This is a genomic window from Paenibacillus sp. FSL R5-0470 (assembly GCF_037975205.1).
Classification (GTDB): Bacteria; Bacillota; Bacilli; order Paenibacillales; family Paenibacillaceae; genus Paenibacillus_AQ.
In genome coordinates this window covers 5,391,284-5,408,341 of record NZ_CP150238.1, presented here as the reverse complement: position 1 = coordinate 5,408,341, position 17,058 = coordinate 5,391,284, and the positions used below count along the sequence as shown (strand labels likewise).

Below are 17,058 nucleotides of genomic sequence, written 5' to 3'. Positions count from 1 at the left end.
GGATAAATAGATGACAACATACTTGAACACAACTACATTTAACTTCTACTGTTCTGGCATTTATTCAGGGAAAATACATTTTACGGAACAACAAATTAAACTCGCTAAGGTTGATCCACGCAGACGAACACAAATGCAATACAATGCGCTGGATAGTCAGTTCAAGACCGTTCTTCCATTTCAAAAAATCCACGAACACATGGACGCTTACGCTAAAGCAGAATGGGTCAATGATGAGGTAGTTCTAAGTAATGGTGATCTTTATCAAAAGCATATTCAGTATCAGGCTGTATTGGATGGCCGTGAGCTTACTTCACAAGTATGGGCGCTACGAAAAGAGACGGCACTGGATATTGTGACCTTGGATGGTGAGATTATTGCCTTTCTTACGCCGAATCGGTATGGCATCGAGCTGATTGTTAAAGCAGGATATGAGAAGCTGACGCCTCTGGTTGTTTATGATGATCCCCTTTTGTCCAAACCAGAGTATGGTGTAAATGATTTGGGTACGGATCTGATTCCGATGCGTGATGGCGTGAGACTGGCTACGGATGTGTTTCTTCCTGAGGGCATTCAGCCGGGAACCAAGCTGCCGACGATTCTTGTAAGAACCTGCTATGACCGTAACGGGAAAAAAGAGATTTTTATGAGATGGGCTAACAAAGGTTATGCAGTGGTGTCACAGGACGTTAGAGGTCGGGCGGATTCGGAAGGGGAATTGATCCCTTTTTATAATGAACGGGATGATGGCTACGATACGATCGATTGGATTATCGCGCAGGATTGGTCAGATGGCAATGTTGGAATGTGGGGCGCGTCCTATCTCGGCTTTGTGGTTGTCTCGGCGGCGACGAGTGGGCACCCTAATTTGAAGGCTGTTGTGGATGAAGTGAATGTTGGCTCACCGTTTGTAGATACAGCGCGTAAGGGTGGGACGCTTTGCTCCTGGCCACTCTTGTCTTGGACGCTTGCACAATCTGTGGGTACCCGGACGGATTTTGATATTTTTGGGGGCATTACAGTGAACCCAGAAGCGGCCGTTGATGCGAGACCGATTAAGGAGATTCCACAGCAAATGATCGGCAAAGCATCAGGACCATGGGATTTGTGGAGCCAGCATCCGGAGTATGATGATTTCTGGAGAAACTGTACCTTTACGGAACGTGGGGATCAAGTGCAGGTCCCTATGTATGTGATCTCAGGCTGGTATGATGGCGACAGCCCTGGCGTATCGGAGACTTGGAGAATGCTGACTGAACATGATGTGCCAAATCGTAAAATCCGTCTGGGTGCATGGGAGCATGGGCCAAACCGAGCCAGAGATTATGAGGGAGTAAGCTTCGGCAATGATGCAGTCGTCTATGATTATGATGTTTCTGTACTGCGCTGGTTCGACCGCTTCCTCAAAGGCATTCCGAACGGAATAGATCAGGAGCCTAGAGCCTCTTATTATGTCGTTGGTGAGAATCAGTGGAGAACGTCGGAGGATTGGACACCAGTTGAAGCTACAACTACGCCGTTTTATCTTTCCAGTGCTGGCCGTGCTAATTCAGGACAAGGAGACGGGAAGCTGCTCACAGCGCCAGAGGAACACTCTCCAGAAGATACTTATGTCTATAACCCAAATGATCCTATGAATGATAGCGGTGAGCGGGAGCCTGAAAATTTGCGGAAATATGAGCTCCGAAATGATATTCTTGTGTACACTAGTGAGGTGTTGACGGAAGAATTGACTATTGCTGGCGAATTGTCTGCTGTCATCTACGCCGCTAGCACAGGTAAGGATACGGATTGGGTAGTTACGCTTAGTGATGTGAATGAACATGGAGACTCTATCCGGTTATCTAACTATATTGTCAGAGCTAAATATCGTCATGGGTTTGATGCACCAGAACTGCTCACGCCAGGGCAAGTGGAGGCATACGATATTTTCATGCCGAATATTGCTCACAGATTTGCGGTAGGACACCGAATTCGTTTTTCGATTACCTCTTCCAGTAAATTCGTTGCTTTCCCGAATACGAATACTGGTGGTAACCCGTATGAAGATTCAGAGGCGATTACAGTGCTGCAGACTGTTTACCATAATAGTGAATATCCAAGCCATGTGAAGCTGCCGGTTATTCCTAACGCTTGAACGATACTGCAAGGTCAACCTTGCAATTAGGATAAAATAGCGATTATTCACAGAAAAGCGCATAAATGATCCCTTCTCAGGTCACAATAGGGAAAAACCAGAATGAAGGGATTAACGTGTCGCGCATAAAAAAACAACTTTGGCAGCGATGGAGACGTTGGAAAAAGGCGCTTTGGGTAGGGGCAGCTTGTTTAGCTCTTACTGTACTGGCATGGCGCAGTATGCAGGTACCTGAGGAAATCAGTGGACTGCTGACGGATTCTAGTTGGACGGATAGTGCCGAAAGCGAGTTGGCCGCAGCTGTATTTAAAGTAGGCGTGGACAGCGGTGAGGAGAAAGAGAAGGGCACCATAAAAAACGAGCAACTGTTGCAGACGATCGCTCAAAGCGGACTCAGCAGAACCGTTCATTTAAAAATATCGTATGTATCTGGGGAAGAAGTTCAGACATTGCCAGGTGTAAAGAACCCGCTTCAGCTTAAAAAGATAATTCACGAACACCCTGCATGGAGCGGCTTCATCAGCAGTGATGGAGATTTGTGGCTGGAACAAAAAGTGAATGATCTATCGACCCTAACGAAAAAAGAAGCCTATATCGGGGTCGATGCATTTGGAAATTTGAAATTGTTTAAAGGCCCTCCGGTACAGGAAAAGGTTCTGAAGACCTTTTTTCAAATGGATATGGGTTCCTTGAAATCCTCCCTGCCGGAAAGTATTTGGAAAGAGCTTCATGAGGGCATTCGTGTACAAGATATTGAAGAGTACAACAGCGTATTGTCCACCTTCAGTGACTATGCGCGTGAGGCTGCCGAACATGTCATGCAGAATAAGCAATAGCATCCTTAAGCATATCAGCTGTCCTAAAGTCATTATTAATGGCTATAGGGCAGCTTTTTTTTGCAAATATAAGAAAGTTTGAGGTTCTCATTGTAGGCCTAAAGTTGTCATTTCGCATCAGAGGGTAAACTTTTTTTCTCCCGGAAGGGGTATTTTTGCTATAATGGTTTGAAGGAATACATATGTTCGCTTCGTAGCGGAGTAATGGATGAAAACGGTGGAATAAACTGCCTGTTATAGAGGAGAGATCGTGCTTGCGCATTTTGGGAATTGATCCAGGGCTGGCGATTGTCGGTTTTGGCTTTGTGGATAAGGAAGGTCATAAGTTGACCCCGGTCCAATATGGTTGTATCCAGACTGAGGCTCACACGCCTGAGGAAGAACGTCTGCTGCATGTCTATGAAGGCATGGGTCAGCTCATTGATAAATATAAACCTGATGCTGTAGCGATAGAGAAGTTGTTCTTTGCACGTAATGTTACAACAGCATTGCCAGTAGCACAGGCCCGCGGAGTGACGATATTAGCTGCAGTACAGCGTGGCTTACCCGTCTCGGAATATACACCTATGATGGTGAAGCAGGCTGTAGTTGGTTATGGTAAGGCAGAGAAACGGCAGGTACAGGAAATGGTGAAGCTGCTACTGAAATTATCGGCGATCCCTAAACCGGATGATGTAGCGGATGCACTCGCGGTAGCGGTATGTCATGCCCATTCGAGCAGTCTTAATTCTAAATTAAATGAGGTATTGCGAAAATGATAGATTTCTTAAGAGGACCCGTCGTTCATTTAGAGTCGGAATATGTGGTGCTGGATGTGCAGGGCGTAGGATATCGGGTGTTCTGCCCGAACCCTTATGCTTTTGCTAAAGTAGAAGGACCTGTAACGATCTATATTCATTATCAAACACGTGAGGATGCGACGCTTCTGTTCGGGTTCCCGACTCGGGAGGAGCAAAAATTGTTCCGCAAGTTGATTGAGGTATCTGGGATCGGTCCGAAGGTTGCGCTCGGAATACTGACAGGTGGAACTCCAGATCAGTTGATCTCGGCAATTTACCAAGAGAATATAACCTTCTTAACGAAACTGCCGGGCATTGGCAAGAAGACGGCGCAGCGGATGATCCTAGATTTGAAGGACAAGCTGGACGGACTCAGTATGGCTTCCATGCAAACGGGATTATTTGCAGTTCCAATGGAAGAAGCATCGGATGGGTTAGCTTGGCAAGAGGCTAGGGATGCCCTTAAGGGATTGGGTTATACCGAAAGTGAATTGGACCGTGTGTGGCTCGCTATGAAAAAAGAGGGCGCAGAGACAGGGACTGTAGATGTGTTGATGAAGAAAGCACTTGGGCTATTATATATTGCTAAGTAAAGCCGAACACATCCTTGAAGAAAGGGAGCGATAGGAATGGATGACCGGATTATATCCGCTAATTTGATGATGGACGAGCAAGCCGTAGAATTAAGTTTACGCCCTCGTTATCTGGGAGAATATATCGGACAGAATCAGGTAAAAGAAAACCTGAAAATATATATCGAAGCGGCCAAAATGAGAAGTGAAGCGCTGGATCATGTGCTGCTCTACGGGCCTCCAGGTCTCGGTAAAACAACACTCGCGAACATTATCGCCAATGAGCTGGGTGTGAATTTACGAACAACGTCCGGTCCTGCGATAGAGCGGCCGGGAGATTTAGCCGCCCTGCTGACGAACCTGCAGGAAGGCGATGTGCTGTTCATCGATGAAATTCACCGCTTACACCGGACGGTGGAGGAGGTTATGTATCCGGCGATGGAGGACTTCGCGCTGGACATCATGATCGGCAAAGGGCCAAGTGCCCGTTCGGTACGCTTGGATTTGCCGCCTTTCACACTTATAGGTGCTACCACCCGTGCTGGCCTGCTGTCAGCGCCACTACGTGATCGTTTCGGAGTGGTCAGCCGCTTGGAGTTCTATACCATAGATGAGCTAAGCTTCATTGTTGCTCGAAATGCAGATCTTTTAGGGATTGAGATTGTCGGAGATGCGGCGGAAGAGATAGCGCTTCGTTCCCGTGGAACGCCGCGGATTGCGAACCGACTATTGAAGCGAGTCCGTGATTTTGCTCAAGTGCGCGGTGATGGGATTATAACCCCTGAGATTTCTGGGGAAGCCCTGAAGATGCTACAAGTGGATCCACGTGGGCTGGACAGCATCGACCACAAGATGTTAAGAGCAATGATTTCAAGCTTTCGTGGCGGTCCTGTAGGGCTGGATACGATTGCTGCTACAATTGGTGAGGAGAGTCAGACGATTGAGGATGTTTATGAGCCCTACCTGCTGCAGATAGGATTCTTGCAGCGGAGCCCTCGTGGAAGAATTGTAACCCCGGCCGCTTATCATCACTTAGGCCTTCCGCTCCCTCCGGAGCAGCACTGAGTCAGTAACTACATTTAAAAGGAGGATGCTGGATGAAGCATACGAAGATGAAATGGAGAGGAATAGCTCCACTAAGCAAAGGATTGCTAGCAGCTGCGATTGCTGTGGGAAGTCTCTTGATCCCTGCGGGTGCCAGTCATGCCGATTCTAATAGTACGATACGAGTTGCCCTTTATGCCGATATTGGTAGTAAATATAAATCTACCGTGCCAGTAGTAACTATGTTATCGACACAAAGCTTCACTTTGATGTCAAACCAACCAGGGAGCACTCCTTTGTTATCGGTGCCTGCCCAGAGCAGAATTCGTGTTAGTGTGGATGGTTATAGAGTAAAGGTAATGGAGACTTCAAGCTGGAAAACAGCTGCCGATGCGGCTAAAAAGCTTCAGTCCACCTCTGATAAGCCTCAGATTTATATGATTTCTAGAAATGGAACTAATGTGTATCAGTTGTATACAGGTGTCTATGCCAGTGAAGCTGCTGCCAAGGATGGACTTGCCCGTGTAGTAAAGGCAGGACTCGGCATTCCTGCTGATCAAACCCCTGCGGTGAAAGGGGATAAGCATTTATCGGCGGGTCGCTATTCTTCGGAACAAGAAGCTGATACTGCTCTGAGTAGTATTACAGCTGCTGGTTTTGATGCCTGGAAGGTGTTTCTCTCAGGAAGTGATGGCAGTGCTCAGTTTGAGGTATGGGTAGGCGAAGCTGCGAACGACAAAGATTTGGGTGCTGTTCAGACCGCAGTGTCTGCAGCATTGCCACAGCTTGCTATGTCTACTGCAACTTCACCTGGGTTAATCATGCGTCTGGATGCTGGGCTGGACCTTAGTAGCGAGACACAAGCTAATCATTATATGGTTTCCGGAAATGAAGCTAAATTTTTGGCCGTTGGCAGTGAGGCTGGAATTCAGCTCGAAGAAAGATCCAAGCGTACCTACCGTGGAAATATGGAACTAAGTAATTTGAGAGGTTCCCTAGCGGTTATCAATGAAGTGCCACTGGAACAATATTTGTATGCAGTGGTTGGAGGAGAGGTTTCCTCCAGCTGGCCGGATGAAGCTCTAAAGGCTCAGGCTGTCGCGGCCCGAAGCTATGCAATGGCGCAAGGCAACCGTTTCGAAGTAGCGAATGTAGTAGATTCTACATTGAGTCAGGTATATAACGGAATCGGATCAGAGGCTCCAGTTATTATTAAGGCAGTGGATGCTACTGCCGGTGAAGTATTGATGAGCGGTGGTAAAGTTATAGAGGCTGTGTTCTCCTCGAACAGTGGCGGAGTAACCTCTGATCCATCAGAGGTATGGGGCAATGGTGGAGATGCATTTGCCAGCGTTCCCAGCAAAGAGGATGTCGCAGCTACCGCGACCGCTAAGAAGTGGTATTATTTACTGCTCGCTAATGGCACCTCTGGATACGCACGTGAGGATAACATTAAATTGACAGGAAATAAAACTGCAGCGGGACTGGATATAGCGACAGCCACCACTAAAGATGTCAATGTACGCCCGCTTCCTGCTGTTGAAAGTAGTGTAAGTGCGGTAGGTAAGCTGAATCCAGGCGAGAATGCTGTTGTTCTAGACAAAGTCTATGAGTCCGGTAGTTATAGCTGGATCAAAGGGCCATACACCTCTGCCGACCTTCTAAAAAGCTTGCAGGGTAAAACAACTAGCGCGCTTCCTTCTAGCATCCTTAATCTGCAGGTCACTCAGCGCGGCCCTTCTGGAAGAGCGATTCAGGTGAAAGCAAATGGTCAGGCACTGGATGTGAAATATCCTGATATGTTCCGTTCTGCGTTCAATGGATTGCCAAGTACATTGTTTGATATTGTACCAGCCGGAAGTTATACTGTATTAGGCGCTGACGGTGCTACCAGCACGATTGGAAGTTCACAGAGCGCAGGTGTACTCTCTGCATCAGGTAAGGTTAATGTGAACGGTAGTGGAACTGTAGTGATGGGTGGGGATTCCTCAGCCAGAGCGATTACTAACAGTTCGGGCTTTCTGTTCATTGGCCAAGGATACGGTCATGGTCTAGGCATGTCGCAATGGGGCGTGAAAGGCATGGCTGACAGCGGGTATGATTACAAGCAGATATTGCAACACTATTATCAGAACGTTACTATAGTTAAGGAATGAAGACAGACCATGAATGTAGACGCATATGATTTTCATTTACCGGAAGAATTAATTGCCCAGACACCACTCTCTGACCGTAGCTCTTCTAGACTGCTCTTAGTAAATAAGGAGGATGGGGAGCTGGCTCACCGGCATTTTACCGATATTATTAATTATTTTCAACCGGGAGATACGCTTGTTCTGAATGATACGAGAGTCATTCCTGCCAGATTGTTTGGGGCTAAAGAAGATACGGGGGCTAAAGCTGAAGTGCTTCTCCTTAAGAATCTGGGAGACGATCGTTGGGAAGCTCTTGTAAAGCCAGGTAAAAAGCTCAAGACAGGAGCGGTTATCATCTTTAGTGATGAGCTTCGTGCTGTTATTGAGGACGAGGCTGATATGGGTGGACGAACGCTTCGGTTCATTTATCAGGGTATTTTTCAGGAGATTCTGGACAGGCTGGGAACAATGCCACTGCCTCCTTATATTAAGGAAACACTCGATGATCGGGAACGATATCAGACCGTTTATGCTAAGCATGAAGGATCAGCTGCTGCTCCTACAGCAGGGCTTCATTTTACCAAAGAACTGTTGGATCAGATTGAAGCCAAGGGTGTAAATATTGCTTATATTACACTTCATGTAGGTCTCGGAACGTTCCGTCCGATGTCTGTTGAGAAGGTTGAAGAGCATGTTATGCATTCAGAGTATTTTGTAATGTCTCAAGAAACAGCAGACTCTATAAATGCTACCAAGGAACAAGGTGGTCGCATTATAGCGGTAGGGACAACTTCTTGTCGGACACTTGAAACAGTCGGAAGACAATGCGAAGGCGGTCCACTAGTGGAATGTAGTGGCTGGACGGATATTTTCATCTATCCGGGCTATAAGTTTAGTGTAGTTAGTGCGTTAATTACTAATTTTCATTTGCCGAAGTCAACTTTGGTGATGTTGGTTAGTGCTTTGGCAGGTCGGGAACATATTCTAGCTGCTTATGAAGAAGCGATAGAGCAGAAGTACCGGTTTTTTAGCTTTGGAGATGCAATGTTTATTTACTAAGGTAAGAGGATGGGTTAACTTATGGCAGCAATTACTTATGAGCACATCAAAACGTGCAAACAATCCGGAGCAAGACTTGGAAGAGTCCATACTCCACATGGTGTGATTGAGACACCTGCATTTATGCCAGTCGGCACACAAGCTACAGTCAAGACAATGAGTCCTGAAGAACTGAAAGAGATGGATGCTCATATTATTTTGAGCAATACGTACCATTTGTTCCTGAGACCGGGCCATGATATTGTTCGTGAAGCAGGCGGACTGCACAAGTTCATGAACTGGAACCGTCCCATTCTAACGGATAGCGGCGGGTTTCAAGTATTTTCGCTTAGTGACATGCGCAAGATTACCGAAGAAGGCGTTCATTTCCGTTCCCATCTAAATGGGGATAAGAAGTTCTTGTCTCCTGAAGTAGCTATGGAAGTTCAGAACGCACTTGGCTCTGATATCATGATGGCATTCGATGAGTGTCCTCCATTCCCAGCGGAATATGACTACGTGAAAAAATCATTGGAGCGTACAACACGCTGGGCAGAACGTTGCCTGAAAAGTCATGCTCGCCCGAATGATCAAGGGCTGTTCGCTATCGTTCAAGGAGGTATGTATGAGGATCTTCGCCGTCAGAGCGCGGCAGATTTGACTTCCATGGATTTCCCGGGGTATGCTATTGGAGGGCTCAGCGTCGGAGAGTCCAAGCAGCTAATGTATGAAGTGCTGGATTATACAGTTCCCCTGCTGCCACAAGGCAAACCTCGCTATTTGATGGGCGTTGGTTCACCGGATGCGCTGTTGGAAGGTTCAATCCGGGGAGTGGACATGTTCGACTGTGTTCTGCCTACCCGTATTGCTCGTAATGGAACAACGATGACCAGTCAGGGAAGACTCGTTGTACGCAACGCAAAGTATGCCCGCGATTTTGGGCCGCTTGATCCGGAGTGCAACTGCTATACATGCCGGAATTATTCCCGCGCTTATTTGCGCCATCTAATCAAAGCCGATGAAACCTTCGGACTTAGATTGACGACATACCATAACTTGCACTTCCTGTTGGATTTGATGCGTAAAGTGCGCGAAGCCATCAAGGAAGATCGGCTGCTTGATTTTCGCGATGAGTTTTTTGCTAAATACGGATTATATGATAATCTTAAAGGCTTCTAAAGCTTCGTTGAGGTCCATGTTTTAATGTGCTTTGAAAGGGGGGAGAAATATGTTTCAATATGCAGCAGCAACAGGCGGAGGTAGTATACTGGGTCTTGTAGGTCCATTCGTTCTTATGTTTGTAGTATTCTACTTCTTGCTGATTCGTCCGCAACAGAAGAAGACCAAAACACGTAATGCAATGTTGAAGTCTCTGAAAAAGGGCGATAAAATCGTTACAATTGGTGGTCTTCACGGTACGATCATGGAGATTTCCGATGATATCGTGGTTCTACGGGTCAATGATGTAACTAAACTGACCTTTGATCGCGGTTCCATTAGTCACTCCGTTGCCACGGACGTGGAGGAGAAAGTATAGTTTAGTTATTAATAAGTACATAAAAAGCGGTGTCTTCTCATTAAGAGAATGACACCGCTTTTTTGATGTTCATCTTTCATCGTGATCTATGGGTTTAACGCATATCCGTTATTCGGCTGCGAACGGTGAGCGATTCTTCACGTCCCCGTAAGGTTAATTTGGCAAGCTGTACACCAACTGTTGAAGCTAGGACTGCTAGCAGAGTGCCGCCTATCATATCTGTAAGCCAATGAATGCCCAGATAGAATATACCAAAGACGATTACGACTGCGGAAATACTCGTAATGACCATCCACCGGCGGTTTCCTGAACGGAATGCCAGTAATGCCATCGTAACGGAAATGGACGTATGTAGACTCGGGAAGCAGTTGTTGAGACCGGATAGAGGGCGGTACTCTTGCTCAAACTTCGGAAATACATCCAGCATAGTAAATCTAACGCCTGCAGGTACATAGGACCATACCTCATTTACAGGGAAGTATAGGTAGAATGGAATTGCTACAGCATAGTTAATGATAATAGCATAGCAGGTAGCGTACAGCATCACACGGTTCTTATCTAACAGATAGACACCTAGAGAAGCTGCTAGTACAGATTGAAGCATGAAAATGTAGAAGAAAACTATGATAGGCGTTAGCCATGGACTATAGAATATATCCTGAACAGCTTGGACAAAATGCCCCTCTAGCCCAAATACAAATGATGTATAGTCAGAGGTAAGATGCATTTTTTCTTCAATTTGTAGTTCGTATTTATTCAAGACCAGTACACCAAACATGCCTACCATCAGTAGCAAAAACTTGTAGGATCGCAGCATCTCTTTTCCGATTTCAACTAATGCCATGATTGGATTTCGACGAGCGCCAATCCATACTAATATCACTACTAATGCAACTGTGTACAAAACAATATGATTCATTGATTGGTAAAACAAAGCATTCGAAGCCTCCTTGATTCTCTTTATGAAGTCAGATGATCACAGTTTAACATATTTCCAAGGAATGTTTCGAATTTTATGGAATAATAATTTTAGTTTTTCTGTAAATTAACCCCAAACATTCCGCCAAGTGCACCAATTGCTGCCGCAGCTAGAACCCAAAGAAGGTCAACACCAGAGGGTGAGCTATCCAGTGCCAGAAATCCAATTAACAGAACGATAATCCCGTAAAAGATTCCTGTAAGACTTCCTTGATACCAGCCTTTGTTCGTGGCTCTGCGACCGGCGGTTAGTCCTCCGAATGCTGCGGCTATGCCGTGCACTATATAAGTGTACATTGAGAGATCCTGCTCCTTCAGACCGCTGCCCCATAATAAAAGAGAGAGGACAAACGCGCCAAGCAGCATCCAAAGGAATGATCGACATAGGCCAGACAATACAGGATTGGCTATTCTCCATGAGAACAGGCGCCGGATTAAATACATGGTACAACCTCCTAAAGTTTTTTTAGAAAAATAATCTACATAAGTTATTATTCATTGTATGGGGAGGCTTGCCCCAATAGTACAAGAATGGGCATTGTAGCCTTTTTACCATTAATTAATATGTGAGCTTCCGAATGTTCCCTGTGCTGAGCGGTCAGAATAGGGTTACATTAATCCGCCCGAGAAAACAAGTCTGCGGGTGAGAGTGGAGGGGAGCGAAGCTATATGTCCCAGCATATCACTACCCATATTTTCTTGACCGTGCTGATGTATTTCTTCATATTCCTATGCATGCGTATCATGGGGAAGAGGGAAATCGGTAAGCTGTCTGTATTTGATCTAACGATCTCAATTATGATTGCTGAGATTGCTGTTTTTGTGATCGAGGATATTAATCGCCCGATTTACGAAGGTCTGGTTCCGATGGCCACACTGGTTATCATTCAAGTTGTAGTTGCTCAGCTCAGTCTTAAGAGTAGAAAGATTCGGCTGTTAATGGACGGTAAACCGAGCATACTTATTTCTGGAGGCAAGCTGCACCGGGGAGAGATGCGTAAACAAAGGTACAATATTGATGATCTATTGCAGCAATTGCGTGGTCAGAACATCGCCAGTCCTGCTGATGTGGAATTTGCGATTCTGGAGCCCAGTGGACAGCTTACCGTTTTCGAGAAAGACAAAGGACTTTCATCTTCCAATCAAACAGGCAATAGCAGTTCAGTTGCTGAGAATAATAAGACCGATGAGGATGCAGATGTAAGCAGTCAGAAAGTTAAACTGCCAAAGAACAAAATCAGATATGAAGGGCTTCCTATTCCATTGATTATGGATGGAAAGGTCCAGGATCATAATTTAGAGATGATAGGAAAAACAAGGTTCTGGTTAAGAACACAGATCCGCCAAAAGGGTGTATCAGATTTTCGGGATGTATTTCTTTGCTCCATAGACCATAAAGGCCGAGTTTATGTTGACCGTTTGGATAATCGATAACCATTCTAAAGCCAACGCTTAATGAAAGGCAGTCGATCCAAATCACGAAGGGAAATTAGGCCAGCTAATAGACTGAGACCGAAGTACAGGGCCATTCCTATCGCAGAGGCAAATAAAAATTGAATCCATTGTGCTTCTGCAATGGGAATGGAGATGTATACATAACGCACGCCTGCTCCCATAATGATCATTGCACATAAGGTCTTAATGGTATCGGTTATTCGTAAGGATAATGAAATTAGACTGACTACGCTGTACCCGTGCAGTAGAGTAACAAGAACGCTGTTCACAATAATGGCGATGATTGCGCCGTAGATTCCGTATTCTGGTTGTGAAGCTAATATAACAATCAGAATGATTTTGACTACTGCCCCAATAAGAGTATTGATGAGTGCCCTTCCCGGTCTGTCCATAGCTTGAAGTGCAGCTTGTAAGGGGGCTTGAACATAGATGAACAAAGCGAAAGGGGCCATTAGTTTTAGCATAGGAGCGGTGTCCGGATTTCCGTATAACAAGTTGCATAGTGGGACTGCCAGTACATACATAAGAACAGCAAAGGGAGCCCCTGTTACAAGAGCGAGTCGAAGAGCTTGGTGCATTCGTTTGTGAATGGTAGGTAAGTCCTTTCTCGCGGCAGCCTCGGATAAGGAGGGAACCAAAGACACTGCGAGAGAGGAAGTTAACGCACCGGGAAGCAACAGTAAGGGGATAACCATTCCCTGTAAAGACCCATATTGAGCAGTCGCGGCGGCTGTTGCGATTCCGGCTAGTGCAAGACTACGTACGGTAATTATAGATTCCAGTAGATAGGAAAAAGAACCGACAAGCCGGCTTGCCGTAACAGGAATTGATACACCTAGTAAACGCCGTAGTATGGGAGAAGTTGATTGTACGGCATCTGGATCAGGAGGTATAACTTCCTTCTCAAGCGTTTGCTGTTCTGAGATGGGGGGTGTTTTTTTATCCTTTTTCGTGATGACATAATATTGCCACAGAATGGCTAACATTCCGCCAATCTCTCCCACCGTTACGCCTAGCATCGCCCCTGCAGCTGCAAAAGCGATACCTTTAGGTAACAGCAGCCAGGAGAACCACAGCATAAAAAATATTCGCACGATAGACTCAAAAACTGAAGAAAGTGCGGAAGGAATCATGTTCTGCCTGCCTTGAAAATAACCGCGGTATATTGCAGATACAGCAACAATTGCAATCATTGGGATCATGGCAATAAAAGTATAATAAACTCTGTGGTCTGTTAAGATCACATTGGAGACCCATGAAGCACTGACCAGCGCAACAATGGTAAAGAAGATTCCTAGTCCGACACTAAGAGTAAGGCCAGTCCGTAAAATTTGCCGCGATTTCTCAGGGCGGTTCTCTCCCTCTGCTTCCGCTACCATCTTTGCAATTGCTAGGGGAAGTCCGCCTGTAATAACAGTAGCCAGCACGATAAAGAATGGGTACGCGAGCTGATATAGACCCACACCCTCTGCTCCAATGATGCGTGGCAAAGCAATTCGGGGTATAAATCCAAGCATTCGATTAATGATGCCGGCGGCAAGCAAGATTAAAGTTCCTTGTATAAAGCTCTGTTTCCTCAAAGGTCACGCCTTCTTCCCCAAATGAAATGAAACGCTGGCCAACTTGTCTATTCTTATGGATATGCTATACCCCTATCCCGGCATGCCTTGTTTTAGTAGTTGTAACTTTTTGTGATGGAAGGAGGAAAGCAGAGAACTTGGGTCGAATACCTATGGTAAGCATACGAACACGAGCGATCTTTGGAGGTGTCATCACGTGGAATCGGAACAGTGGAATCATGATCAACATAGTGAAGAAATCGAAGCCATGTGCCGCAGCAAAGCTGAAGAATTCCGGCTCCTCGGCTATGAGTATGTAACCAGCAAGGATATTTGGGATTGTATCAGTCGTAATTATGATAAGGACGGAATGCCTCCCTTACATAAGCTGGTAAATGATATTTATTCCTTAAAAGCCAATAGTTACATGACTTATTTGACTCTTGCAGCTTATCGGGGGTTGAACTGAACAATACACATCTCGCTTCTTTTCTTTGCGAAAAGCCTTATAAAGCAGTAAAGTAAGAGAATAATAATAACTTCACATCTCCTATATAAACGGATGTCTTGCTGATATGTGCAGGGGCGGCCGTTTCTTTGTGTGAGTATAGCTATGACTATGCTGTGAATTGACGGTCATTTCACGTGTAGCTATAATAGGAATATTGAGTGAATGAAAGGGGAACTAGCTAGAGCATGAAGAGACTAATGGGCTTTATTATTACCGTGCTCGTTTTGACAGGCGTCATGGCATTTACTACTCCTGGACTGCTGGACAAGGTTAGACTTGGTCTTGACCTGAAAGGCGGATTTGAGATTTTGTACCATGCAGAGCCTATGGAAGCGGGAGCAGCGTTGTCCCGAGCTTCACTGTTGAAAACAGCAGAAAGTTTGGAAAAACGGGCCAATGCGCTCGGAACCAGTGAACCAGAGGTTACAACTGAAGGTACTGACCGTATTCGTCTGAAAATTGCAGGCGTTACTGATGAAGCCGAGGTTCGTAAGAAGATGAAGGAGCCTGCAGTTCTGACTTTCCGTAGTGCTGCTGAAGGTGACGCTGAAGGTACTTACAGCAAGATCGAACTGGTAGGTAGTGATTTTGTTGAAGGTGCGGCAGAGGTTGGACGGGATAACCTGAATCAGCCAATCATCAGTATCAAAATAAAGGACAAGGATAAATTCGCAGAGATTACCAAACGCCTCTTAGGAAAGAATCTCGCAATTTATTTGGATGAGAACAAACTATCTGATCCTACGGTACAAGCAGTACTTACAGATGGTAGTGCGTCTATTTCCGGTCAGTATACAATTAAAGAAGCACGTGAACTGGCTGACACTATTAATCTTGGTGCGTTGCCACTGAAACTTACTGAGAAATACTCCCAAAGTGTGGGTGCAACACTTGGTAAACAATCGCTTGATCAAACGATCAAAGCCGGTCTTTTGGGTTCTTTGATTATTCTTATCTTCATGATCGGTATGTATCGCTTGCCAGGTCTCTTGGCTAGTTTTGCGCTGATCTTGCATACATGGCTGCTAATTGTAGTCTTTGTCTTAGCAGACTTCACATTGACGTTGCCTGGTATAGCCGCATTTATTCTGGGTATAGGGATGGCCGTCGATGCCAATATCATTACAAATGAACGGATAAGAGAAGAAATGCGCAGTGGTAAAAGTGTACTTTCCTCTGTTAAAGCAGGTAATAAATCCTCTTTCCGGACAGTAATGGACTCCAATGTCACAACTGTTATTGTGGCAGGTGTCATGTTCGCCTTCGGTACAGGTGCAGTCAAAGGTTTCGCATTGGTACTGATCGTGGAAATCGTTCTGAGTATCGCTACGAATCTTTATTTCTCCCACTGGTTGCTTAGCCAGCTTGTTAAAGCCGGTAAGCTGAACAAACCGAAGAGTTTCGGTGTTAAGGAGAGTGATATTCGTGCGCTTTAAGAAAGAGCTTGATTTCGTACATTTGAGTAAATTTTTCTATGTTTTTTCCATCGCCCTTACAGTGGCAGGTTTGATTTTCCTAGCAACCTTTGGATTGAATTACAGCGTTGATTTCAAAGCAGGATCTAATGTTGATATCTCTCTGTCTAAGAATTTGACATTGGAAGAGGTTAATTCAGCAGTTGAAAAAACTGGGATTTCAAGTGAGCCAAGCATTACGATAGGAAGTGAACGGGTTAACGTTCGTTATGATCAAGTGCTCGATGAGCAACAAGATGAAGCTCTTAAAGCAGAGATCTTGAAGCTGGACGAAAAAGCATCGTTTGAGATTAACACCGTGGATACTGAAATGTCTAAAGAACTTGCACGCAATGCGATCTATGCGGTTCTCATTTCTTGTCTAGGGATTATCATTTATGTAAGTATTCGTTTTGAATGGCGGTTTGCATTGGCAGCTATTGTTTCATTGATCCATGATGCCTTTATGGTCGTTGCAATCTTCTCCATCTTCCGCTTGGAAGTGGATTTGACGTTTATTATTGCGGTGCTTACGATTATCGGTTATTCCATCAATGATACGATCGTTATCTTTGACCGTATCCGTGAGAATTTGCGTTTTGGTAAACAAAAAACCTATGAGGATTTAAAAGAGCTTGTGAATAAGAGTGTGGCTCAAACGCTTATGCGTTCTCTTTACACAGCATTTACCGTATTTATTGCGGCGTTCTTCCTGTTGATTCTTGGAGGCGAGTCCATCAAGATGTTCTCGCTTGCGATGGTTATCGGATTGCTATTCGGAGCGTACTCCTCTATCTTTATTGCAAGTCCGGTCTGGCTACTGCTTAAGAAGCGTGAGAAGATAAAGGTAAAGAGCCCGGCTAAAGGGTAATGTCTCAAGAGAAATAACATGGCTACACTTGAATGAAAAAAACATCAACTTTATAATTTAAGAAAGCCGCGTCAAATGCGACGCGGCTTTCGAAATCTTTGGGGTAGTATGTCATGTGTATTGTATCATCATGAGATTACTTGCTAGTGGTA

16 protein-coding genes are annotated in these 17,058 nt (G+C 45.3%); 13 read left to right on the top strand and 3 right to left on the bottom strand.

What is annotated here, in order from left to right; all coding sequences use genetic code 11:
* Window positions 1-10 precede the first annotated feature (10 nt).
* The 9 genes from MKY99_RS23935 to yajC all read left to right on the top strand — a co-directional run bounded on the left by MKY99_RS23935 (window position 11) and on the right by yajC (window position 10,078).
* The gene (locus tag MKY99_RS23935; protein WP_339266697.1) at window positions 11-2,137 is read left to right on the top strand and encodes a CocE/NonD family hydrolase; all 2,127 of its coding nucleotides are present in this window, start codon (window positions 11-13) and stop codon (window positions 2,135-2,137) included.
* A 116-nt stretch (window positions 2,138-2,253) separates the two neighbouring features.
* The gene (locus tag MKY99_RS23930) at window positions 2,254-2,973 is read left to right on the top strand and encodes a BofC C-terminal domain-containing protein (RefSeq protein WP_197071247.1); all 720 of its coding nucleotides are present in this window, start codon (window positions 2,254-2,256) and stop codon (window positions 2,971-2,973) included.
* 254 nt (window positions 2,974-3,227) lie between these two features.
* The gene (ruvC, locus tag MKY99_RS23925; protein ID WP_036677679.1) at window positions 3,228-3,731 is read left to right on the top strand and encodes a crossover junction endodeoxyribonuclease RuvC; all 504 of its coding nucleotides are present in this window, start codon (window positions 3,228-3,230) and stop codon (window positions 3,729-3,731) included.
* A complete protein-coding gene (gene ruvA, locus MKY99_RS23920; RefSeq protein WP_042191130.1) occupies window positions 3,728-4,345 on the top strand; it encodes a Holliday junction branch migration protein RuvA in 618 nt (205 codons plus the stop codon). The genes ruvC and ruvA overlap by 4 nt, the downstream gene beginning before the upstream one ends.
* A gap of 36 nt (window positions 4,346-4,381) precedes the next feature.
* Window positions 4,382-5,389: a Holliday junction branch migration DNA helicase RuvB gene (gene ruvB, locus MKY99_RS23915; RefSeq protein ID WP_042191128.1), complete on the top strand. Its 1,008-nt coding sequence runs from the start codon at window positions 4,382-4,384 to the stop codon at window positions 5,387-5,389.
* Between the two features lie 32 nt (window positions 5,390-5,421).
* A complete protein-coding gene (locus MKY99_RS23910) occupies window positions 5,422-7,524 on the top strand; it encodes a SpoIID/LytB domain-containing protein (RefSeq protein WP_339266694.1) in 2,103 nt (700 codons plus the stop codon).
* Window positions 7,525-7,533: 9 nt separating this feature from the next.
* Entirely contained in the window at window positions 7,534-8,562 is a 1,029-nt protein-coding gene (gene queA, locus MKY99_RS23905; RefSeq protein WP_339266692.1) for a tRNA preQ1(34) S-adenosylmethionine ribosyltransferase-isomerase QueA, read from the top strand.
* A 21-nt stretch (window positions 8,563-8,583) separates the two neighbouring features.
* Window positions 8,584-9,720: a tRNA guanosine(34) transglycosylase Tgt gene (tgt, locus tag MKY99_RS23900; protein WP_339266691.1), complete on the top strand. Its 1,137-nt coding sequence runs from the start codon at window positions 8,584-8,586 to the stop codon at window positions 9,718-9,720.
* 49 nt (window positions 9,721-9,769) lie between these two features.
* Window positions 9,770-10,078, top strand: a complete 309-nt coding sequence (gene yajC, locus MKY99_RS23895) for a preprotein translocase subunit YajC (RefSeq protein WP_042191123.1) — start codon at window positions 9,770-9,772, stop codon at window positions 10,076-10,078.
* A gap of 94 nt (window positions 10,079-10,172) precedes the next feature.
* Here yajC and MKY99_RS23890 read toward each other — a convergent pair whose 3' ends face one another.
* Together MKY99_RS23890 and MKY99_RS23885 are read right to left on the bottom strand one after the other, a co-directional pair.
* Window positions 10,173-10,997 carry a phosphatase PAP2 family protein gene (locus MKY99_RS23890; protein ID WP_094874239.1) on the bottom strand — a complete coding sequence of 275 codons (825 nt, stop codon included), beginning with the start codon at window positions 10,995-10,997 and terminating at the stop codon, window positions 10,173-10,175.
* A 110-nt stretch (window positions 10,998-11,107) separates the two neighbouring features.
* Window positions 11,108-11,500: a TIGR04086 family membrane protein gene (locus tag MKY99_RS23885; protein ID WP_339266688.1), complete on the bottom strand. Its 393-nt coding sequence runs from the start codon at window positions 11,498-11,500 to the stop codon at window positions 11,108-11,110.
* 225 nt (window positions 11,501-11,725) lie between these two features.
* Between MKY99_RS23885 and MKY99_RS23880 the strand changes: the two genes are divergently transcribed.
* On the top strand, window positions 11,726-12,490 hold the full coding sequence (locus MKY99_RS23880) for a DUF421 domain-containing protein (RefSeq protein WP_042191118.1): 765 nt from the start codon (window positions 11,726-11,728) through the stop codon (window positions 12,488-12,490).
* A 5-nt stretch (window positions 12,491-12,495) separates the two neighbouring features.
* Here MKY99_RS23880 and spoVB read toward each other — a convergent pair whose 3' ends face one another.
* Window positions 12,496-14,091 (bottom strand): stage V sporulation protein B, encoded by a 1,596-nt coding sequence (spoVB, locus tag MKY99_RS23875; protein ID WP_339266686.1) that lies wholly within the window; start codon window positions 14,089-14,091, stop codon window positions 12,496-12,498.
* A gap of 196 nt (window positions 14,092-14,287) precedes the next feature.
* Between spoVB and MKY99_RS23870 the strand changes: the two genes are divergently transcribed.
* From MKY99_RS23870 to secF, 3 genes are all read left to right on the top strand, one after another.
* On the top strand, window positions 14,288-14,539 hold the full coding sequence (locus MKY99_RS23870; RefSeq protein WP_042191115.1) for a post-transcriptional regulator: 252 nt from the start codon (window positions 14,288-14,290) through the stop codon (window positions 14,537-14,539).
* A gap of 227 nt (window positions 14,540-14,766) precedes the next feature.
* Window positions 14,767-16,017: a protein translocase subunit SecD gene (gene secD, locus MKY99_RS23865; protein ID WP_042191112.1), complete on the top strand. Its 1,251-nt coding sequence runs from the start codon at window positions 14,767-14,769 to the stop codon at window positions 16,015-16,017.
* Entirely contained in the window at window positions 16,007-16,906 is a 900-nt protein-coding gene (gene secF, locus MKY99_RS23860) for a protein translocase subunit SecF (RefSeq protein WP_076284843.1), read from the top strand. The genes secD and secF overlap by 11 nt, the downstream gene beginning before the upstream one ends.
* Window positions 16,907-17,058: the final 152 nt, after the last annotated feature.

Coding starts and splice junctions, on each gene's coding strand:
- MKY99_RS23880 (WP_042191118.1), top strand. CDS start 11,726: ATGTCCCAGCATATCACTACCCATATTTTCTTGACCGTGCTGATGTAT.
- MKY99_RS23890 (WP_094874239.1), bottom strand. CDS start 10,997: ATGAATCATATTGTTTTGTACACAGTTGCATTAGTAGTGATATTAGTA.
- tgt (WP_339266691.1), top strand. CDS start 8,584: ATGGCAGCAATTACTTATGAGCACATCAAAACGTGCAAACAATCCGGA.
- queA (WP_339266692.1), top strand. CDS start 7,534: ATGAATGTAGACGCATATGATTTTCATTTACCGGAAGAATTAATTGCC.
- yajC (WP_042191123.1), top strand. CDS start 9,770: ATGTTTCAATATGCAGCAGCAACAGGCGGAGGTAGTATACTGGGTCTT.
- secD (WP_042191112.1), top strand. CDS start 14,767: ATGAAGAGACTAATGGGCTTTATTATTACCGTGCTCGTTTTGACAGGC.
- MKY99_RS23885 (WP_339266688.1), bottom strand. CDS start 11,500: ATGTATTTAATCCGGCGCCTGTTCTCATGGAGAATAGCCAATCCTGTA.
- MKY99_RS23935 (WP_339266697.1), top strand. CDS start 11: ATGACAACATACTTGAACACAACTACATTTAACTTCTACTGTTCTGGC.
- ruvA (WP_042191130.1), top strand. CDS start 3,728: ATGATAGATTTCTTAAGAGGACCCGTCGTTCATTTAGAGTCGGAATAT.
- MKY99_RS23910 (WP_339266694.1), top strand. CDS start 5,422: ATGAAGCATACGAAGATGAAATGGAGAGGAATAGCTCCACTAAGCAAA.
- ruvB (WP_042191128.1), top strand. CDS start 4,382: ATGGATGACCGGATTATATCCGCTAATTTGATGATGGACGAGCAAGCC.